The organism is Streptomyces sp. NBC_00572 (assembly GCF_026341815.1).
In the GTDB taxonomy this organism is placed as follows: domain Bacteria; phylum Actinomycetota; class Actinomycetes; order Streptomycetales; family Streptomycetaceae; genus Streptomyces.
In genome coordinates, this window is the sequence record NZ_JAPENX010000001.1 from 6,085,441 (window position 1) to 6,104,554 (window position 19,114).

Below are 19,114 nucleotides of genomic sequence, written 5' to 3' on the forward strand. Positions count from 1 at the left end.
CCTTCGGCGCGTGGAGTGGTACCGGGTCAGGCCGGCCGCTCGAACCAGTGCTCCAGCTTCGCGGCGTACAGCGTGTTGCCGGAGAGCTTGACCTTGCCGCCCAGGAAGGCCTGCATGCCGTTGAGCCGGCCCGTGAGCAGCTTGAGGAAGGTGTGCAGGGCGAGCGAAGTCGTCAGCTTCGGCGACTCGACCCGGCCCCGGCCGGTCTCGCAGGTGTCGCCGGAGATCTTCACGAAGTACTCGTGCACTCCGTCCGGGGTCCTGACCTCGTACTGGAAGGAGGCCTCCTGGCCCTTGGCACGATCCGCGCGGAAGGCGTCGGGCATGTTGCCGAAGACGTCGTCGAGAAGTCCGGCGATGCCGCCCTCCTGACTCCGGGCGAAGGCCAGGACGTCGTCCTCCTTCTTGCTTCCCGCGATCTCCTTGATCTGTTCGAACCTGCTGGTGTCCAGGGCCATGGCCACACTCCTCGTGATCGCCTGCGTCCGGGGCGACGGCCCCGGCCGGAGTCCCGACGCGGGTCGGACGGTCCCTCACGCTGCCGGTCGCGGGGAGCCGGTGGCAGAGCCGTCAGGGCGGTGGATCTGTGCCCCGCCGGGAGCGGCTGGTGCGCCCGACCGATGGGCCCGCCCGAGTGGGCACCCCCTTGGGGGCTGTGGGCGTGCCCCGGGCGCCGCTTTGCTGTGCGGGGCACCGGCGGTCGTCGAGCCGCCCGCGGGGCGGCCGCCGCCTGGACGTACCCGCGGAGGTTGTATGTACGACGTCATTGTCGTGGGAGCCCGCTGTGCGGGATCCCCCCTCGCGATGCTCCTCGCCCGCAAGGGGTACCGGGTCGTCGTGCTCGACCGGGCGTCCTTCCCCCGCGACACCGTGTCGACCCACTACGTACAGCCGAGCGGCCTCGCCAGGCTCCGACGCTGGGGCCTGCTCGACCGGTTGACGGCCACCGGCTGTCCACCGGTCACCGAGGCCCTGTGGTGGTTCGGGGAGACCTCGGTCCGCGGCTTCGCGCCGCCGCACGGCGACATCGCCATGGCCCTCGCACCGCGCCGTACCGTCCTCGACGCCCTGCTCGTCGACGCCGCACGGGAAGCCGGCGCGGAGGTCCGGGAGAGCTGCACCGTCCGGTCCCTCGTCCGCGCCGACGACGGGCGGGTCACCGGCGTCCGCTGCCAGGAGCAGGGCGGCGCCGAGCACACCCTGTCCGCGCCGATCGTGATCGGAGCGGACGGACGGGACTCCCTGGTCGCCCGGGAGACCGGCGCCGAGAAGTACAACAGCCGGCCGCCGCTCACCGTCGTCTACTACACCTACTGGCGGGGGCTGCGGCCCGAACGCCGCCACCGCAACGAGGTGTTCCTGGAGGGCGACAAGCAGATCGGGGTGATCCCCACCCACGACGACGCCTATCTCATCCAGGCGGCGCGCCCGCACGACTTCTTCGGCGAGTACCGCTCGGACATCGAGCGCCACTACCTCAAGGCCATCGAGGAGGCGGCTCCCGCCCTGGCGAGCGAACTCGCCGACGGCGCCGAACGCGTGGAGCGCTTCCGGGGCAGCGCGTCGCTGGAGAACTTCTACCGCAAGCCGTACGGGCCCGGCTGGGCCCTGGTCGGCGACGCCGGCTACCACAAGGACCCGCTGACGGGACAGGGCATCAGCGACGCCTGGCGCGACGCCGAGCTGCTCGCCCACGCCGTCCACGAGGTGCGCTCCGGCCACACCGACTGGGACACGGCGATGGCCGGCTACGAGCGTCTCCGCAACGCCGCCTCGGAACTCATCTACGAGTTCACCTGCGAGGCGGCGAGTTTCGAGTTCGACCCCATGACGCGACAGCTCGTCCGGGTCCTGGCCGAGAACCGCGACGAGGCCGACCGGTTCTTCGGAGTCATCGCCGGCACCGTGCCCGCCGAGGAGTTCTTCGCCCCGGACAACCTGCTGTCCATGCTCGCCCGGCTGCCGGCAGAAGCGCTGGCCGAGATCACCGGTACGGAAGGGACCCGATGACCGACCGACAGGACCACGACTTCCCGCCCTCCCTGAAGGACTTCGACCCCTACACACCGGAGTTCCGCGCCGATCCCTACCCCGAGTACGCCCGGATCCGCGAGCTGGGAGGGCCCGTCCACTGGGACTACCTCGACTCCTACGTCGTGAGCGGCCACGCGGACGCCTCCGCGGTGCTCGCGGATCCGCGGCTGCTGCTGCGGCCGCCCGCGCCGGTCGCCGAACTGCTGGCGACGATCGTGCCCGAGTCGCTGCGCTCGATGAACCAGACGCTGCTGTTCCAGGACCCGCCCGACCACACCCGGCTGCGCAACCTGACCCGCCGCCCCTTCGCGTCACCGCGGCTCCAGGGAGTCCTGGCCGACGCCCGGGAGGCGGCCGACCGCATCCTCGGCGAGGCCGTGCGCCGAGGCGGCCTCGAGGTGGTCGACGACCTGGCGTTCCCCGTCTCGCTCCAGGCGATCGGCGATCTGCTCGGCATCCCGCGCGAGGACCTGCCGCAGCTGCGGGACTGGGGCCAGGCGATGTCCCCCGCCGCCGACATCCCGGCCGACCCGGGTTCGATCGAGCGGGCCGTCGAGGCGTTCGAGGCGTTCGACGCCTACATCGGGCGACTCGCCGAGCGGCGCCGCGCCGACCCCGGTGACGACCTCTTCTCCTCGCTCCTGGAGGCCGAGCGCGAGGGACTGCTGAGCCGCGACGAGCTGCACGCCAACGTCATCCTGATCTTCATCTCGGGGCACGAGACGCTGGTGGCCTTCACCGCCAGCGCCGTCCTGACCTTCCTGCGCCATCCGGACCAGCTGGCACTGCTGCGTGCCCGGCCCGAACTCGCGGCCACCGCGGCCGAGGAGGTCATGCGGTACGAGAGCCCGCTGCAACTCGCCACGGCCGGCGGCGGGCGCTGGACGGCCGAGGACATCGAGGTGGGCGGCAGGGTCATCCCGGCCGACAGCCGGGTGCTCACCTTCATCGGCGCCGCCAACCGGGATCCGGCGGTCTACCCGGACCCGGACCGCTTCGACATCACCCGCTCGGGGGCCCGCCATCTCGCACTGGGCCACGGTCTGCACTACTGCCTCGGGGCGGCCCTGGCCAAGCAGCAGGGGACGCTGATGATGGAGGCACTCGCGGCCTGGCCCGTCGCCCTGGAGTCGGAGGCCGTCGAACGGCCCGTGTGGCTGCCGCTGTTCATGCAGCGTCGGCTGGCCGAACTGCCCGTGACGGTGGCCCCGCTCGGCTGAACCCGGGCGTTCCCGTACACCGCATCCGGACACCACGTACGCACGGCGCATCGGTACCGCGCAAGAAGGCCCCGGAATCATCCGGGGCCTTCTTCCTCGTGGTGGCCGTCAGCCGTTCTGCGGGGCGACCCCGAAGTCGGCGACCGCCGCGTAGTCCATGACGTCCCAGTGCTCGGCTATCAGCCCGTCCTGGACGCGCAGGAGATCGGCGGTGTGCAGCAGCAGTTCACGGCCGCTGGACGCCTCGTGACCCCGCCAGACGCAGAAGATGCCCACCAGGTCGTCCTGCGCGATGATCTGGGTGATCTCCCCGGTCAGATCGGGCGCCAGCGCGAACAGACCGGCGAAGAAGTCCTTCATCCCCTTCAGCCCGCCTCCCGACTGGGCGGCGAAGGCGTTGTGCTGGATGTAGTCCTGCCGGTAGTAGTCGTCCGCACGGTCGAGCAGGTGCTGCTGCATCAGCTCGTCCCAGACCTTCAGGACCAGCCGCATGTTGGCCTGCTCGGTCTCGGTGGCCGCCCAGTCGGGCTTTCCGGCGGGCTGGGTCTGATCGCCCGCCGGCATGCCGAACCGGGTGAGCCCGGACTGGTCCACCACGCTCCAGTGCTCGGCGATCTCACCGTCCCGGACGCGGTAGAGGTTGGCCGTGAAGAGCGTCATCTCCTCCTCCGAACCGGTCAGGTGCCCGGTCCAGCGCAGGAACACCAGCACCCGGTCGTTCTGGGTCACGATGTGCTCGACCTCGGCCACCGCGTCGGGGAACGCGGTGAACATCATGCCCACCCGGTTGCGCAGGGCGTCCGCGCCCACCTCGCCCTGGCCGCCGTGGTTGAGGACGTCCTTCGCGTAGAACTCGGGCATGCGGTCGAGCCGGTGCACGTTGTACACCTCGGTGTAGAGCCGCTGGATCAGCTCGGCGTTGCTGCTGCGCGTCGTATCGGTCATGTCGTCCTCCCGGCACTTGCCCGTTCGATGAGTTCAGGGGTGAAGAACGCGTCCCAGGTGAACTGGCCGGCGATCAGGCCGAAGAACCGGTCCACCTGGTCCTGGTCGCCGGAGATCACCCGCAGGATGTCCAGCAGCTCCGGCATCGGATCCAGCTGGGCCGCCTGGAGGTTGAAGAAGTACTCCGGCATGGCGTCCTCGTCGCGCTCGACGGCGAACGTCTCCAGGGCCTGGTCCAGCGGCAGTTCACCGCCCAGGGCGGGGCTCAGCAGCCCCGCGAGCAGCTCGGCGTGCCGGATGGCGTCGCTGATGCCGAAGGCCCCCACGGGGTCCTTGTGGAATCCCGAGTCGCCCACCAGCACCCAGCCCGGCCCGCTCGCCTGCCGGAAGAAGTTCGGCAGCCGGCCCGTGCCGTTGAACCGGGCCGTGCGCTCCCCGGCCCGCGCCCGCTCGGCCAGCTCCGGCGCGGTCGCCTCCAGCGCCTTGAGGTAGGAGCCCTCGACGTCCTTGCGGACCTCGTCGAACTCCGCCCGCGGCCACTGGATGCCGATCATCACGTTGTCGTCGTTGGTGGGGACGACTCCGATCGCGCGGCGACCCGTCACGTACACCTCGTAGTCGGCCTTGAGCCCGCCCCAGTACGTGTAGTAGAGGCAGTTCAGGGTCGGGGCCTCCTCGTACTTGCGGGCTCCGACCGCGCGGGCCACCGTCGAGTCGACACCGTCCGCCCCGATCACCACCCGCGCGTGCTCGGTGTACTCCCGGCCGTCCGTGCCGCGGGCCCTGACGCCCACGACCCGGTCGCCGTCCCGGAGCACCTCGGTCACCTTGGTCTGCTCCCGCAGTTCGGCGCCGGCCTCGCAGGCCGCGTTCACCAGCAGCGTGTCGAGGACGAACCGGCGCGGACCGTACGCGGTCCTGATGCCGTCCACCGGCGGCGCGCAGCCGGTGATCGTGACGTCGTTCAGGGTCCAGCGGGCGATGTCCAGCGGGGGACAGCCGGTGGCCGTGAGGCGTTCCAGCAGGCCCCAGCGGGCCAGCCGCGCGACCGTGGGCTGGTGGACGTAGTGGGTCGACATGGTGTCGCTGGGGAACTGGGCCCGGTCCAGGAGCAGAACCCGGTGGCCGGCCCTGGCCAGCAGCATGGCAGTGGTGGCTCCCGCGCACCGGGCACCGACGACTATCGCGTCGTACATCAGGTATCACGCCTCCTCGGCGTTGGTGGCGGACGGCTCCGCCGGACGGTGGGTGATGCCCTTCCGGGAGCCGGAGCTCACCGCAGCACCGCGGCGACGGACCTGCGCGGCGCGGCGGCCGCCGGCTGTGCCGGGTGGCCGATGCGGAAGGTGACGAGGGTCTGCCGGTCCGGGTCGCCGACGAGCTCGGCGAGCACGGAGTCGAACCGGGGCGGCTGCCCGGTCTGGCGCTCGCGATCGGCCCGGACCGTCATCATGTTGAGATGCCCGACGGCGAGCCCCCGGGCGGTCGCGAACAGATGGATGCGCTGGAGCAGCCGGCCGCCCTGGATCCGGTCCCGGAGGCTCGTCGCGTCCGGGACCGTGACCATCCCGAACGCGGCCGCGGTGGGCAGATGGACCTCGCGGGTCTGGCGCAGCCAGAACCGGTCGGCGGTACGCCGGGACGGCGAGGGAAGCCGCTTGCCCAGGGCGCTCAGCAGCGGCGGCATGCCCTGGGTGTCGACGGTCATCCCGTCGGGGCTGCGCTCGATGTCCCGGTCGCTCTTGCGGAACCACCGGTGTCCGGCGAGGGACTGGTCCTCGTCGGCGATGATCGCCTCCGTCGCGGCCGTCAGATGCTCGGCGACCCGCGTACGGTCCTTCTCCTCGGAGAACCAGAGCAGCGCCGGCGCGGGCAGATCGGCCCGGCCGAGACCGGCGATCTCCTGGAGCACGGGCTCGGGCAGGGCCTGCGGACGGAACGGGCCGCGGTTGGTGTGCCGGTAGGGGATGGCGTCGTACAGCTCGGACGCCGTCGCCTCACCGGGCTCCAGCCGTACGGTGGCGGCGTGTGCCGGATCCCCGTCGTCGGGGAGCAGCTCCACGTGCGGGGCGAACCCGCGGGCCCGGGCGGCCAGCACCATGTTCTCCAGGGCGCAGCCGAGGCCCACGTACAGCTCCCGGTCGAACGGATCGAGAGCACCCTGACGGCGCGACAGGTCGGCGTACAGACGCAGTCGGCCGCCGCCCTCGTCGTCCGCGTCGACGGCGAACCGCCACGGCTGTACGTTGCGGGCGTTGGCCGCCAGGATGCCGGCGGCGACGATGCCCTCGGCACCCTCGTGGTCCCGCCAGTTTCGCCAGGCGTCGAAGGCCGTGCCCTTCGGCGGCCTCGCTGAGTGTGTGGTCATCGCGGAACTGAGCGCAACGGATCCCATGGACGGCTACCCTGCGGCCGTCCCGGGAGCCACGGGAGTCCCCTTTGGGGGGTGCACGCGAGGTGCCCGAACGACCACGGCGTCGGTGGGTGTCTCCCGGGGCTCCCGCGAGACACCCTCGGCCTCATGACGCAGACGACCCCGGCCCAGACACCGGAAGACCACCTGGCAGCCTTCTTCGACCCGGACAACCGCGCCGACCCGTACGCCCACCTGCACCAGCTGCGCGAGGCGTCGCCGTTCCTGGCCATGGACGGGGCGCTGATGGTGCTGGGGCGGCACAAGGACGTGGACGCCATGCTGCGGCACCCGGCGGCCAGCGCCGACCGCAGCAAGTCCAAGATCCTCAGCACGGACGCCGTGGAGTCCCGCAAGGAGGTCATGACCTTCCTCGACCCGCCGGACCACACCCGGCTGCGAGGTCTGGTGACCCAGGCGTTCACCCCCCGCATGGTGCAGAGCCTGGAGACCCACATCCGCGGCATCGCCGACGACCTCGTCACCCAGGTGGCGCAGAGCGGGTCGCCGGTCGACATCCCGAGCGTCTTCTCCTACCCCGTACCGGTACGGGTCATCTGCGAGATGCTCGGCGTCCCCGCGGAGGACCACAAGGTCTTCGGCACCTGGTCGACGGTCCTCGGGCGGGCGCTCGACCCGCTGATGGCCGCCAACCGCTCGCCGGAGATCGACAAGGAGGACACCGAGACCAGGGCCGCCTTCTACCAGTACTTCCGTGACCTCATCGCCGACGGCGGGGCCGACGACGACGGCCTCCTCGCCCGGCTGGTGCGCGCCGAGGCCGAGGGCGACCGGCTCACCGAGACCGAGCTGCTCGCGACGCTCGCGCTGCTGGTGATGGCCGGCCACGAGACCACCGCGAACCTGATCACGCACGGCATCCTGCTGCTGCTGCGCCACCCGGAGCAGCTGGCCATGCTGCGGGAGGACCCCTCGCTGGCGTTCGCCGCGGTCGAGGAGATCCTGCGCTTCGAGCCGTCCGTGCAGATGCTGCACCGGATGGCGAAGGAACGCATCGTGCTGGACGACTTCGAGATCCCGGAGGGCATGGACGTCCTGCTCCTGGCGGCGGCCGCGAACCGGGACCCGGAGGTGTTCCCGGACCCCGACCGGTTCGACATCACCCGGGCCACCGGGCAGCGTCTGGACCACCTGTCGTTCTCCAGCGGTCCGCACCGCTGCCTGGGCGCCAACCTGGGCAAGCTGGAGGCCGTCATCGCCCTCCAGGCGTTCGTGACCCGGGTCGTCGACCCCAAGCTGGTCGAGGAGTCGCTCGAATACCGGCCGCACGTCATCCTGCGCGGCCCCGAGAAGATGTCGGTCTCCTTCTCCGGCATCCGCTGACCCGTCCCACCCCGGCCCGGCAGCCCGTAGGTCGTGTCCGACGACTCCCGTCGGATCAGGCCGGAGGCTGCCGGGCCCCGGCGTCCGCGCTCACCCGGGGAGATGCCCGCGCAGCCCCGGGGTCTCCACCGGAGTCGCCGCCGGGCCGTTGGCCAGCTGTTCGACCAGCTTGCGGAAGCCGGGGCACTCGGTGAAGTCCTTCGCCTTGCATTCGAGGGCGTGCTCGATCAGCGTCTTCGACGCCGCGATCTCCTCCATGCGCCGCTCCAGCTCCGCGCGCTGCTCAAGCAGCAGCACCCGCCGCTCCGCCGCGTCGGACGCGTCCAGCACGGCGCGCAGCTGCTCCAGGCTGAAGCCGGCGGCCTTGCCCCGGACGATCATCGCTACCCGGGCGATGTGGCGCGTGCTGTAACGACGGCGCCCGTTCACCCGCTCCGCGGGGGACAGCAGCCCCGTCGCCTCCCAGTGCCGCAGCACATGGGTGCGCAGGGCGAACCGGTCGGCCAGCTCGCCGATGGTCATGGATGTCTCGTCGGCACTTGACTTCATGTTGACATTAACTTGCAGAGTTGGGTCCAGGTCAAGGGGACGCATCACGTCTCCGCTGAGACAGGAGGAATCATGCTTGACGTGATCATCGTCGGCGGGGGACCCGCCGGAATGTCCGCAGCACTGACCCTGGGGCGGGCCCACCGCACGGTGCTGCTCCTGGACAGCGGACAGGGCCGCAACGCCCCGGCCGACGCCGTGCACAACTTCCTCACGCACGACGGCACGCCCCCGCAGGTCCTGCGCGACCTGGGCCACGAGAACCTGCGCCAGTATCCGACGGTCCAGTCCGTCGCCACGGCCGCGACCTCGGTCCGCCGCCTCGGCGACGACCACTTCGAGGTCCGGCTCGAAGACGGCGCGCTGCACGAATCGCGCCGGCTCCTCCTGGCCACCGGACTGCGCGACGAACTCCCCGACGTCCAGGGCGTGGACGTGCTGTGGGGCAAGAGCGCCTTCCACTGCCCGTACTGCCACGGCTTCGAGGCGAGCGGCAGCCGCATCGCCGTACTCGGCGCGGCACCGGAGCGGGTCAGGCTCGCGCTCCACCTGAGCCGCTTCACCGACGACATCGCCCTGTGCACCGGCGGAGCCTCCCTGGAACCGGTCATGCAGAGCGTCCTGGAGGCCAACGGCGTCGCCGTGCAGTGCGCCCCGGTCGCCCGGCTGGAGCACGAGGGCACCCAGCTCCGCCGCATCGTCTTCGACGACGGCACCTCGCTCGACCGGGACGCCGTGTTCATCAAGACCACGCTCCACCAGCGGTCCGACTTCGCCGAGCGACTCGGCTGCGCCGACTTCCCCGACGGCTGCGTCGAGGTGAACGAGTTCGCCCAGACCAGCGTCCCCGGCGTCTACGCCGCGGGGGACATGGCCCGACGCGCCACCGTGCCCATACCGCTCGCCGCCGTCGTCGCGGCCGCGGCCAGCGGAACCGTCGCCGGCAGCGTCATCGACCAGGACCTGGTCAGTGCCGACTTCAAACTTCCCAACCCGTTTGCGTCCGGGAGGGCGTGACCCACGATGTCAGAACGCACCACCGCCGAACCCTCCGCCGACCGGCCCGGGGACACCGGCGCCGGGGAACCGGCCCACCGCAGCATCGTGCCGCTCGCCTCCGCGGGCCTCGTACTCGGCATGCTGCTCTCCGTACTCGACCAGACGGTCGTCGCCATCGCCCTGCCCGACATCGCCGCCGACATCGGCGGCGCCGACTCCTTCAGCTGGGTCGTCACCGCGTACGTCCTCGCGTCCACCGCGACCGGCACCCTGTACGGGCGGCTGAGCGACCGATACGGGCGGCGACCCCTCTTCGTCATCGCCGTCCTCCTCTTCGTCGTCGCCTCCCTGCTGTGCGGCATGGCCCAGACCATGCCCCAGCTGATCGCGGCCCGGGTGCTCCAGGGCATCGGAGCCGGCGCCCTCTTCGTCATCCCGACCGTCACCCTCTCCGAGCTGTACCCGAAGCATCTGCGCGGCAAGGTCCAGGGCCTCACCGGAGCCGTCTTCGCCATCGCCAGTGTCGGCGGCCCCCTGGCCGGCGGAGCCATCACGGACACCGCCGGATGGCGCTGGATCTTCTACATCAACGTGCCCCTGGGCATCATCTCGGTGCTCCTGTGCGCCTTCGCGCTCCGGCTGCCGCGCGCCGCCGCGGGCGAGAAGGTCGACCTGGGCGGCTCCGCGCTGCTCATCGGCGGCGTGGTGAGCCTGCTCCTCATCACCCAGTGGGGCGGACGGGACCACGACTGGACCTCCGGGCTCATCCTCGGCCTGATCGCCGGCTGCCTCGCCCTCTTCGCCCTGTTCGTGTGGTGGGAGGGCAGGGCCGAGAACCCCCTGCTGCCGATGCGGCTGTTCACCAACCCCTCACTGCGGCTGGTACTGCCCGCCACGGCCATCCTCGGCATGCTCCTGTACGGCTCCGTCGTCTACATGCCGACCTTCCTGCAGACCGCGTACGACATGAGCGCCACCGAAGCCGGCCTCGCGCTCAACCCGTACTTCATCCCGTTCCTCGTGGTCTCCGCCGTCGCGGGCGGCAAAGCCGGCGCCAGCGGAAGGTTCAAGCCCTATCTCCTCACCGGAGCCGGGGTGCTGGCCGTCGCCTTCCTGGTGCTCGGCATGCTCGACCTCGACAGTCCGTACCTCGTGGTCGCGGGCGCCATGGTGATCCTCGGCGTCGGGTTCGGCCTCCTCATGCAGAACCTCGTGGTGGTCTCCCAGAACGCCGCCGCGCCGCCCGACCTCGCCGCCACCACCGCCGCCAACCTCTCCATCCGGGGACTCGGCATGGCGATCGGCGTCGCCCTCTTCGGCAGCCTGCTCAGCCGCGAGATCGGTGACGGCCCGGTGACCCCGGAGTCCACCGCGGCCGCCATCCCGGAAGTCTTCGTCTGGGGCGTGCCCCTGGCCCTGCTGCTCACCCTCCTCATCGGTCTGCTGCCCCGGACCGGCGCCGCCCAGCAGGGCACCGACCAGGACTCCGACGACCGGAAGCCGGCCGGCAGCACGCCCGAACCCGGCACCGCCTGACCACCAGGCAAACGGCGGACGAGAAGCCGTGCGGGCTTCTCGTCCGCCGCCCCTCCACACCGAAGGCCAACCAGATGCGTTCCCTCTTCCACGCCGCCCACCGGGGGCTCCATCGCCTCGCCGCCCGGGGCCACGACCACAGTCGACACGAGGCCGAGCCGGGGGGCATGGGCATCAGCGGCGAAGCCTACGACCGCCTCTCCGGGAGGCTGCTCAGCGGCCTGTACCGGCGAGCCGCCGACGACGTCTGCCGCGCCCCCAAGGACGCCCTGGTGGTCGACATCGGCACCGGACCCGGCAGGCTCCTCCTCGACATCGCCCGCAGGCGCCCCGACCTGCGCCCGCACGGGGTGGACGTCGCGCCGTCCATGACCGAGCGAGCCCGCCACAACGCCCGGGCGCACGGCTACGGAGACCGCATCACCGTCCACACCGCCTCGGCCGACGCCCTCCCGCTCGCCGACGCCAGCGCCGACGTCGTCGTCTCCACACTGAGCATGCACCACTGGGCCGACGTGCCCCGGGCCGTCACCGAGATGGCACGGGTCCTGCGCCCGGGAGGGCGGCTCGTCATCTACGACTTCCGCGCCACCTCGGACGCACCGCTGCACCGGACCGTCGCCGAGCGCCCCGAGTTCACCGGCAGCACCGTCGAGCGCACCCTCGTCACCGCTGCCCCCTGGATCCCCTTCCCGCTGTTCGCCCGGATGACGGTCGAACGCGCCGCGGCCCCTGCGAACCCGCCCCACGCCACGGCCGGGAACTGACCGGTCGGCCACCCCCGAAGGCCGGGCCTTTCGTGCCTGGCACCCCATCCACCCACGGAGGTTGACTCCCCGCATGGCCACTCAGGAGAACTACGGTCCGACCAGCTACGGCGACGAGCTCGCCGACATCTACGACAACTGGATCGTCCGCCTCCAGGACGACACCGAGGACACCGTCCGGGTCCTCGGCGAACTGGCGGACAGCGCGGCCCGCGCCTCGGGCGCGAAGCGGATTCTGGAACTGGGCGTCGGCACCGGCCGGGTGGCCCTCCCGCTCAGCGAGCGGGGTCTGGAGATCACCGGCATCGACGCCTCGCCCGACATGCTCGACCGGCTCCGGGAGAAGCCCGGCAGCCACCGGGTCACCCTCGTCCAGGGCGACTTCGCCGACCACACCGCCGAAGGACCTTTCGCCCTCGTCTACATCGTCTTCAACACGCTCTACAGCCTCTCCTCCCAGGAGGAGCAGCTCAACTGCCTCTCCAACGCGGCCCGGCTCCTCCCCGACGAGGGACTCTTCGTCGTTCAGGGCTTCGTGCCGGACACCGCGCGCTTCGAGATGGCCCGCCAGAGCCAACAGCTCATGGAGGTGGCCAGGTCCGAGGAGAGCAGCCTCAACCTCGGTGTGGCGCGCCACGACCCGGTGACCCAGCGGATGTGGCCCCACTACAGCCTCCGCGACTCCGCCAACTCCCGTGACCACATCGTCCAGTTCCGCTACGTGTGGCCCAGCGAGCTGGACCTCATGGCCCGGCTGGCCGGCCTCACCCTGGAACAGCGGTACGGAGGGTGGGACCGGTCGCCCTTCACCGGCGAGAGCCAGCAGCACGTCTCCGTCTACCGCAAGACGGGCGCCGCGCGGCCGTGACCAAGGAGCGGAGGCGCCACACACAGGTCGCCGTCATCGGCGCCGGGATAGCCGGGCTCGGCGCCGCGATCCAGCTCAAGCGGCGCGGCCTCGACTCCTTCACGGTCTACGAGAAGGGCGACGACCTGGGGGGTACCTGGCGCGACAACACCTATCCCGGCGCCGGCTGCGACATCCCGTCCCATCTCTACTCGTACTCCTTCGCCCCCTACCGGGACAGCTCCGTCCGCTACCCCCGGCAGCGCGAGATCCTCGCGTATCTGCACCGCTGCGCCGCGGACAGCGGACTCGCCCCGCACCTGCGGTTCGGCACCGAGATCACCGAGCTGCGGTTCGACGACGAGACCGGGCGCTGGCGGCTGCGCACGACGGGCGGGGAGGAGTACACGGCCGACGTGGTCGTGACGGCCGTGGGGCAGCTGTCCCTCCCGAAGTACCCGGCGCTCGAAGGGGTGGACGAGTTCGCCGGCAACGCCTTCCACACCGCCCGCTGGGACCACGGCCACGACCTCGCAGGCCGTGACGTGGCCGTCATCGGCACCGGATCGAGCGCCGCCCAGGTCATACCCGAAATAGCGCCACTGGTACGGAAGTTGTACGTGTACCAGCGCTCGGCGAACTGGGTGCTGCCCAAGCCCGGCGAGCGCTTCCATCCCCTGATGGCCGCGGTGCTGCGCCGGGTTCCCGGCGCCCACCGCGCGTACCGCTCACTGCTCTTCCGGCGCTCCGAGGCCGTCCTGCTGCCCGCCCTGCGACGCAGCAGGATCTCCGGCCTGTTGCGCATGATGGCCGGACGGCATCTGAAGTCCCAGGTGACCGACCCGGAGCTGCGCGCCAAGCTCACCCCGGACTCCGCCATCGGATGCAAACGGATCGTGCTCGCGGCCGACTACTACCCCGCGCTCGCCCGCGACAACGTGGAAGTCGTCACCGACCCCATCGAGCGGGTCACCGAGAAGGGCATCCAGACCCGGGACGGGACCCACCGCGAAAGCGACACCATCGTCTACGCCACCGGGTTCCGCACCACGGAGTTCCTGGCCCCCCTGAAGGTCATCGGCAGGGACGGCCAAGACCTCCACGAGACCTGGCGCGACGGCGCACGGGCCCATCTCGGCATCCACGTGCCCGGATTCCCGAACCTGTTCCTCATGTACGGCCCCAACACCAACCTCGGGCACAACTCCGTCACCCTGACCCTGGAAGCACAGGCCGGGTACATCGCCCAGTGCGTGGAGCTGATCGCGGAACGCGAGGAACGCTCGGTGCTCGACGTCGGCCGGGAAACCCTCGACGCCTGGCAGCGCCAGGTCGACGAGGGCTCCCGGCGCACGGTCTGGACCGACAGCTGCACCAACTGGTTCAAGACCGACGACGGGCTGCTCACCAACAACTGGCCCCACCCCACCACGCTCTACCAGCGCCTCACCGCCCGTCCCGATCCCACCGCCGTCCGGCTCGTCCCGGCCGGCCGGCCACTCCACCCCTGACCGTCGCGCACCCACGGACCGCACCCCGCCACACCGCCGGGGCGCGGTCCGTCCGCGGTTGCGGCCAGGACGCGGACCGCCCTGCCCGACCTACCCGATCAGGTCGCCCGAACGGATCTGGGGGCCCCCGATGACCCGCCCTAACGTGCTCTGCATGACAACTGAGCAGGCCACCAACGGCCTTGAGGCCGCACAAGCCGTCCTCGCGGACGAACAGGCCCACCTCTTCCGGGGCTGGGTGCAGCAGGGCGCCTACCGCGGAATGCCCGTACAGGGGGCGCAGGGCTCCTGGTTCTGGGACTACGCGGGCAACCGCTTCCTCGACTTCTCCTCCCAGCTCGTCTACGCCAACCTCGGCCACCAGCACCCGCGTCTGGTGGCCGCCGTCAAGGAACAGGCCGACCGGCTCTGCGTCATCGCCCCCCACTTCGCGGAGGCCAGCCGCTCCACCGCCGCCCGGAAGATCGCCGAGGTCGCCCCCGAGGGCCTCGACCGCGTCCTGTTCACCAACAGCGGCTCCGAGGCCATCGAGAACGCCGTACGCCTCGCCCGGCTGCACACCGGCCGGCACAAGCTGCTGTCCGCCTACCACTCCTTCCACGGAGCCACCTCGACGGCGATCCACCTCACCGGGGACCCGCGCCGCTGGCGCAACGACACCGGAGCGGCGGGCGTCAGCCGCTTCTTCGCCCCGTACCTCTACCGCTCCGCCTTCTACTCCGAGACCGAGGAGCAGGAGTGCGCACGCGCCCTGGACCACCTGGAGCAGGTGATCGTCCTGGAGGGCGCGCAGACCATCGCGGCCATCGTCTTCGAGCCCATCGGCGGCACCAGCAGCGGCGTCCTCATCCCCCCGGACGGCTATCTGGCGGGTGTCCGCGAACTCTGCGACCGGTACGGCATCATGCTCGTCCTCGACGAGGTCATGGTCGGCTTCGGCCGCACCGGCACCTGGTTCGCGGCCGATCACTGGGGTGTCCGCCCCGACCTCATCACCTTCGCCAAGGGCGTCAACTCCGGCTATCTGCCGCTGTCGGGCGTCATCATCTCCGACGAGATCGTGGAGACCTTCTCCAAGACCCCCTACCCGGGCGGCACCACCTACTCCGGACAGCCGATGGCCTGTGCCGTCGCGGTCGCCGCCATCGACACGATGCGCGACGAGGGCGTCCTGGAGCACGCGGCCAGGCTCGGCCGGGACGTCTTCGGCCCCGAGCTCGCCAAGATCGCCGAGCGTCACCCCTGCGTCGGCGAGGTGCGGGGCATCGGAGCCATGTGGGCGATCGAGCTGGTGAAGAACAAGGAAACCCGCGAGATGTACATCGGCTACGACGCGCCCGACCGGTTCAGCCCCCAAGGAGCTGAACTGATGGGCGCGTTCATGTCCCGCGGCCTCAACCTCATGGTGTACCTCAACCGCATCAACATCACCCCGCCGTGCAACATCAGCGAGGCGGACGCCCGCGACGGCCTCGCCCGCATCGACGACGCGCTCAGCGTCGCCGACCAGCACTGCACCTGATCCCGCCTCCCGGCGTCCCGGCGGCCACGCGGCCGGCGGGACCGCCGGGACCGCGGGACTTCAGCGATCTCTAGAACAGCGGAGTGAACAGGCCGCGGCCGGCCGCGGCCACCGTTCCGTACACCAGCAGACCGCAGACCGTACAGAGCAGCAGCACCGCCCGCCGCAGCGAATGACAGCGCAACGCCCTGGACAACGGCTTCGGCCCGTGCTCCAGCTGATGCACACGCGCCTCAAGCGTCGTCGTATCACCCATCAGCGTTCCCGCAGGCGCCACTTCGGGCTCCGCCAGGGCCTTCACCAGAGCACCCGCCAGCGTCGAGGGCGCGGCGTGGGACAGCGCGGCCCGGTCGGCCGACAGCTCCTGCCGGACCGCCGCGTGTCGGCCCACGGTGCGCAGCGCCGGCAGGAACCACAGTGCCGACGAAGCGAGTTCGGCGGCGAGGCGGCCCAGCGGATGCCGACGACGGGCATGGTGCGCCTCATGGCGGAGCACCGCCGCCAGCTCCGCGTCGGAGGTCCGCGCCACCAGCATCGAACTGATCGCGATCCGCGGGCGCCACGCGCGATGCGTCACCGCGACGGCGTGCGCCACGTCGATCTGCGCCACCCGGATGTCACCGGCGACCGACCGGGCGATCCGCGACAGCCGCTCACAGGGCGGCACCGAGTTCTCGCTCACCCACCGGGAAAGCGCCGCGGAGTCGAGCAGGCACCGCAGCATCGTCCGGGATCCGGCCAGCACGCTCACCAGTGCGACGGCGAGCCCGCCGGCGATGGCCAGCGTGTCCACCATCCCGATGAAGCCCGACTCCCCGCCGACTCGCGCATGCCGTGGAAGCTCCGCACCGATGTGCCAGGCCTCCAGACCGCAGCCGATCGTGACGCCGAGGCAAAGGACGAGCCCTACCAGACAGGCAGGGCTCCGTCGTATCTCGCCGAGGTGTTTCACCGATGAGTCCCCCTGAGAACACGCTGAGTTGGCGGAGCGACAGGTGATGATGCGTCAGCCAGGTTCGGCACCGTCCGAATCCGGCTGCATGAGGTTGAGCAGCCGGGACCGCAACTGCGGTTCCGTCCGGCACTGGTCGACGAAATGCGCCACCGCGGCAACCCCGTGATCCCTGATCACGTCCCGCACGGCCACCTCGGCGGCATCGGCGACGAGGGGCTCGTACAGGAAGCCGCGCCCGGCCGGCGTCCGCCGGAGCACGTTCCTCGTCGCGAGCCGGCTCAGCACGGTCATCACCGTGGTGTAGGCGAGCGGCTCGCGGCGGTGCCGGTTGAGCTCTTCCTGAACCTGCCGGACGCTGAGCGGCCGGCCGTTGCGCCACAGGGCCGTGAGGGCCTCGGCCCCCAGCGGCCCTAAGAGCTTGCTCAGCGTTCCGGCTGTCTTCTCGGTCATGAGAACCACGGTCCTCGGGTCAGTCCGAACGATGGGCGTCACTCACGTGGATGCGACGCATCGCCTCCATGCGCACCGTACCGACAACGACGAGGCCAAATCCATACCAGACGAGATCGTGGTAGAAGTCGACCGACGTGCCCTGCGAGTGCTTCCACATGTCGAGGAAGAATCCCGCCAGTTCCACTCCGCCACCCGCCGCGAGCAGCAGGCCGGCCACCCGGAACCCCGCGCGGAACGCCAGCGCTCCGCCGGTCGCCAGCACGATCGCGGCGCCCAGGTAGATGCCGAGATGGATCGACCACAACGCGCCAGGAGGCTCCGGGACGAAGGAGACGTTCTTGGCGTGCCAGTACGTGTCGAAGGCCTGGCCGAACAGATAGATCGCCACGGCCGCGAAGGCGACCGTACGGAGCCGGCCGGTCGGATCGGCAGGAGGTGCCGAGTTCCCCGCTTCGTGTTCCAAGGCCGACCGCGTCTCTGTGGAGTCCATGCCCCTTACGGTGCAACACGCGCGTCCACGGTGAGACCCGACTCCGGACGAGGAGAACGACCGGCTGATCGGCCACCCCGTTCAGGCCCCCCGCGTTCGTCGAAGGTACGGCCGACGGAGTCTCGCCCCGGAACCCGCCGGGCCCGATCGTGACGGGATGTCCTACGACGTCTATCTTGCCCATGTCGTCGGTCACCGCGACGGCCCCATCCCTCTCTCCTACGCCCTCGTGGCCGGAACGACTGCCCTCTACGCCTCGTTCGACGCCCTGCGGCTGCGCTGGCACGAGCGCCGCTTCGACGCCCGGCGGGTCTGGCGCGCCCTACCCCGATTCACCCAGCGACTCTGCGACCACCCCCTGCTCCGGCGCACGCTGCGGCTGTTCGGTCTCGCCCTGACCGTGCTCACCCTCACCGTGCTGACCACGGGATACGGAGGAAAGGAGCTGGGACCGGGCATGGTGTTCGTCCTGTTCTGGGTCGGACTCGTCCCTGCCTCGCTGCTGTTCGGACCGGCCTGGAGACTGCTCAACCCCCTGCGCACCCTCCACGAGCTGCTCGCCCTGCTGATGCGCACCGACCCCGACCAGGGCATCCGGCCCCTGCCCGACCGAGTAGGCCACTGGCCGGCCGCGGCCGGGCTCCTCGCCTTCGCCTGGCTCGAACTGGCCGCGCCGGCCCGTGGCTCCGCCTCGACGGTCCTGCTGGGGCTCTGGCTGTACGCCGCACTCCAGCTCACGGCGGCCGCCGTGTTCGGCTCACGCTGGTTCGAACGCGGGGACGCCTTCGAGGCGTACTCCTCCCTGATCGCCTCCCTCTCGCCGCTGGGCAGGTCGCCGGCCGACGGCCGCCTGGTGCTGCGCAACCCCTTCAACGGGCTGAGCGCGGTGCACGCCCGGCCGGGGCTGACGGCGACGGTCGCCGTGATGCTGGCGGCCACCGGCTTCGACAGCCTGGCCAACCTCGGCTGGTGGAAACGGCTCACGGAAGGCGTCCCCGAGCCGGTCGCCCGCTCGGCGGGGCTGCTGGCCACGGTGCTCTTCGTGCTGGGACTCCTGTGGGCCTCGGGCCGGGCGTCCGGACGGCTCTCCCGTGACGGCTCGTGGACGTCCGCACTGATGGCCCCCTCGCTGATCCCGATCGCCATCGGCTACGTCATCGCCCACTACTCCTCCGTCCTGGTCCTGGAGGTCCAGCGCTTCTTCGACGTCTTCTTCGTCACCGGGGAGCACGGTTCCACCCACGACGGCGGCATGGCAGCAGCGTCCTACTACGTCCCCGGAGCCACCCTGATGTCCCTCGTCCAGGTCACCGCCGTGGTCACCGGCCATGTCCTCGGGGTCATCAGCGCCCATGACTCGGCGGTGGGGGTACTGCCGCGCGGCCGCAAGGTACTCCCGCAGGTTCCGCTCTTCGCCGGCATGATCGGCCTGACACTGGGCGGCCTCGCTCTCCTCTACAGCACCTGAGAGCAGGCGGCACGGTACGAGAGGTGGGGGCCGCTCCCGGAGCGGCCCCCACCTGTGTCAC

18 protein-coding genes are annotated in these 19,114 nt (G+C 71.1%); 10 read left to right on the forward strand and 8 right to left on the reverse strand.

All coding sequences use genetic code 11. The features are described 5' to 3' along the window. Positions 1-26 precede the first annotated feature (26 nt). Complete coding sequence (locus OG514_RS27750) at positions 27-458, reverse strand: SCP2 sterol-binding domain-containing protein (protein ID WP_266899428.1); 432 nt, start codon at positions 456-458, stop codon at positions 27-29. Between the two features lie 295 nt (positions 459-753). Between OG514_RS27750 and OG514_RS27755 the strand changes: the two genes are divergently transcribed. Both OG514_RS27755 and OG514_RS27760 read left to right on the forward strand, forming a co-directional pair. Continuing rightward, entirely contained in the window at positions 754-2,010 is a 1,257-nt protein-coding gene (locus tag OG514_RS27755) for an NAD(P)/FAD-dependent oxidoreductase (RefSeq protein ID WP_266899429.1), read from the forward strand. Next, positions 2,007-3,254: a cytochrome P450 gene (locus OG514_RS27760; protein ID WP_266899430.1), complete on the forward strand. Its 1,248-nt coding sequence runs from the start codon at positions 2,007-2,009 to the stop codon at positions 3,252-3,254. The genes OG514_RS27755 and OG514_RS27760 overlap by 4 nt, the downstream gene beginning before the upstream one ends. Positions 3,255-3,362: 108 nt before the next feature. Here OG514_RS27760 and OG514_RS27765 read toward each other — a convergent pair whose 3' ends face one another. From OG514_RS27765 to OG514_RS27775, 3 genes are all read right to left on the reverse strand, one after another. After that, the gene (locus OG514_RS27765; protein WP_266899431.1) at positions 3,363-4,199 is read right to left on the reverse strand and encodes an ester cyclase; all 837 of its coding nucleotides are present in this window, start codon (positions 4,197-4,199) and stop codon (positions 3,363-3,365) included. After that, positions 4,196-5,395 (reverse strand): NAD(P)/FAD-dependent oxidoreductase, encoded by a 1,200-nt coding sequence (locus OG514_RS27770; RefSeq protein ID WP_266899432.1) that lies wholly within the window; start codon positions 5,393-5,395, stop codon positions 4,196-4,198. The genes OG514_RS27765 and OG514_RS27770 overlap by 4 nt, the downstream gene beginning before the upstream one ends. Positions 5,396-5,472: 77 nt before the next feature. After that, positions 5,473-6,567 carry a hypothetical protein gene (locus tag OG514_RS27775; protein WP_266899433.1) on the reverse strand — a complete coding sequence of 365 codons (1,095 nt, stop codon included), beginning with the start codon at positions 6,565-6,567 and terminating at the stop codon, positions 5,473-5,475. A gap of 153 nt (positions 6,568-6,720) precedes the next feature. Here OG514_RS27775 and OG514_RS27780 point away from each other — a divergent pair, with 153 nt between their 5' ends. Further along, positions 6,721-7,956: a cytochrome P450 gene (locus OG514_RS27780; protein ID WP_266899434.1), complete on the forward strand. Its 1,236-nt coding sequence runs from the start codon at positions 6,721-6,723 to the stop codon at positions 7,954-7,956. Positions 7,957-8,046: 90 nt separating this feature from the next. On the opposite strand, the gene OG514_RS27785 is transcribed toward OG514_RS27780, so the two are convergent. Beyond that, positions 8,047-8,505: a MerR family transcriptional regulator gene (locus OG514_RS27785; protein ID WP_266899435.1), complete on the reverse strand. Its 459-nt coding sequence runs from the start codon at positions 8,503-8,505 to the stop codon at positions 8,047-8,049. A gap of 72 nt (positions 8,506-8,577) precedes the next feature. On the opposite strand from OG514_RS27785, the gene OG514_RS27790 reads away from it, so the two are divergent. The 6 genes from OG514_RS27790 to OG514_RS27815 all read left to right on the forward strand — a co-directional run bounded on the left by OG514_RS27790 (position 8,578) and on the right by OG514_RS27815 (position 15,687). Beyond that, positions 8,578-9,522: an NAD(P)/FAD-dependent oxidoreductase gene (locus OG514_RS27790; RefSeq protein WP_266899436.1), complete on the forward strand. Its 945-nt coding sequence runs from the start codon at positions 8,578-8,580 to the stop codon at positions 9,520-9,522. A 6-nt stretch (positions 9,523-9,528) separates the two neighbouring features. Then, positions 9,529-11,040, forward strand: a complete 1,512-nt coding sequence (locus tag OG514_RS27795) for an MDR family MFS transporter (protein WP_266899437.1) — start codon at positions 9,529-9,531, stop codon at positions 11,038-11,040. Positions 11,041-11,114: 74 nt separating this feature from the next. Next, positions 11,115-11,807, forward strand: a complete 693-nt coding sequence (locus OG514_RS27800) for a class I SAM-dependent methyltransferase (protein ID WP_266899438.1) — start codon at positions 11,115-11,117, stop codon at positions 11,805-11,807. A 73-nt stretch (positions 11,808-11,880) separates the two neighbouring features. Beyond that, a complete protein-coding gene (locus OG514_RS27805) occupies positions 11,881-12,675 on the forward strand; it encodes a class I SAM-dependent methyltransferase (RefSeq protein ID WP_266899439.1) in 795 nt (264 codons plus the stop codon). Further along, positions 12,672-14,165, forward strand: a complete 1,494-nt coding sequence (locus OG514_RS27810) for an NAD(P)/FAD-dependent oxidoreductase (protein ID WP_266899440.1) — start codon at positions 12,672-12,674, stop codon at positions 14,163-14,165. The genes OG514_RS27805 and OG514_RS27810 overlap by 4 nt, the downstream gene beginning before the upstream one ends. A 154-nt stretch (positions 14,166-14,319) precedes the next feature. Further along, positions 14,320-15,687 (forward strand): aspartate aminotransferase family protein, encoded by a 1,368-nt coding sequence (locus OG514_RS27815; protein ID WP_266899441.1) that lies wholly within the window; start codon positions 14,320-14,322, stop codon positions 15,685-15,687. A 70-nt stretch (positions 15,688-15,757) separates the two neighbouring features. Here the strand turns inward: OG514_RS27815 and OG514_RS27820 are convergent, their stop codons facing one another. The 3 genes from OG514_RS27820 to OG514_RS27830 are packed head-to-tail and all read right to left on the reverse strand — an operon-like array spanning position 15,758 to position 17,585. Beyond that, complete coding sequence (locus OG514_RS27820) at positions 15,758-16,639, reverse strand: M56 family metallopeptidase (RefSeq protein WP_266899442.1); 882 nt, start codon at positions 16,637-16,639, stop codon at positions 15,758-15,760. A gap of 54 nt (positions 16,640-16,693) precedes the next feature. Next, the gene (locus OG514_RS27825) at positions 16,694-17,092 is read right to left on the reverse strand and encodes a BlaI/MecI/CopY family transcriptional regulator (protein WP_266899443.1); all 399 of its coding nucleotides are present in this window, start codon (positions 17,090-17,092) and stop codon (positions 16,694-16,696) included. 19 nt (positions 17,093-17,111) lie between these two features. Further along, positions 17,112-17,585, reverse strand: a complete 474-nt coding sequence (locus OG514_RS27830; protein WP_266899444.1) for a hypothetical protein — start codon at positions 17,583-17,585, stop codon at positions 17,112-17,114. Positions 17,586-17,742: 157 nt separating this feature from the next. Between OG514_RS27830 and OG514_RS27835 the strand changes: the two genes are divergently transcribed. Further along, positions 17,743-19,053, forward strand: a complete 1,311-nt coding sequence (locus OG514_RS27835; RefSeq protein ID WP_266899445.1) for a hypothetical protein — start codon at positions 17,743-17,745, stop codon at positions 19,051-19,053. Positions 19,054-19,114: the final 61 nt, after the last annotated feature.

Bases quoted from the DNA above. Each gene is read 5' to 3' on its own strand.
- OG514_RS27830 (WP_266899444.1), bottom strand. From the start codon at position 17,585: ATGGACTCCACAGAGACGCGGTCGGCCTTGGAACACGAAGCGGGGAAC.
- OG514_RS27750 (WP_266899428.1), bottom strand. From the start codon at position 458: ATGGCCCTGGACACCAGCAGGTTCGAACAGATCAAGGAGATCGCGGGA.
- OG514_RS27790 (WP_266899436.1), top strand. From the start codon at position 8,578: ATGCTTGACGTGATCATCGTCGGCGGGGGACCCGCCGGAATGTCCGCA.
- OG514_RS27760 (WP_266899430.1), top strand. From the start codon at position 2,007: ATGACCGACCGACAGGACCACGACTTCCCGCCCTCCCTGAAGGACTTC.
- OG514_RS27775 (WP_266899433.1), bottom strand. From the start codon at position 6,567: ATGACCACACACTCAGCGAGGCCGCCGAAGGGCACGGCCTTCGACGCC.
- OG514_RS27770 (WP_266899432.1), bottom strand. From the start codon at position 5,395: ATGTACGACGCGATAGTCGTCGGTGCCCGGTGCGCGGGAGCCACCACT.
- OG514_RS27815 (WP_266899441.1), top strand. From the start codon at position 14,320: ATGACAACTGAGCAGGCCACCAACGGCCTTGAGGCCGCACAAGCCGTC.
- OG514_RS27765 (WP_266899431.1), bottom strand. From the start codon at position 4,199: ATGACCGATACGACGCGCAGCAGCAACGCCGAGCTGATCCAGCGGCTC.
- OG514_RS27800 (WP_266899438.1), top strand. From the start codon at position 11,115: ATGCGTTCCCTCTTCCACGCCGCCCACCGGGGGCTCCATCGCCTCGCC.
- OG514_RS27785 (WP_266899435.1), bottom strand. From the start codon at position 8,505: ATGAAGTCAAGTGCCGACGAGACATCCATGACCATCGGCGAGCTGGCC.
- OG514_RS27755 (WP_266899429.1), top strand. From the start codon at position 754: ATGTACGACGTCATTGTCGTGGGAGCCCGCTGTGCGGGATCCCCCCTC.
- OG514_RS27780 (WP_266899434.1), top strand. From the start codon at position 6,721: ATGACGCAGACGACCCCGGCCCAGACACCGGAAGACCACCTGGCAGCC.
- OG514_RS27795 (WP_266899437.1), top strand. From the start codon at position 9,529: ATGTCAGAACGCACCACCGCCGAACCCTCCGCCGACCGGCCCGGGGAC.
- OG514_RS27835 (WP_266899445.1), top strand. From the start codon at position 17,743: ATGTCCTACGACGTCTATCTTGCCCATGTCGTCGGTCACCGCGACGGC.
- OG514_RS27805 (WP_266899439.1), top strand. From the start codon at position 11,881: ATGGCCACTCAGGAGAACTACGGTCCGACCAGCTACGGCGACGAGCTC.
- OG514_RS27825 (WP_266899443.1), bottom strand. From the start codon at position 17,092: ATGACCGAGAAGACAGCCGGAACGCTGAGCAAGCTCTTAGGGCCGCTG.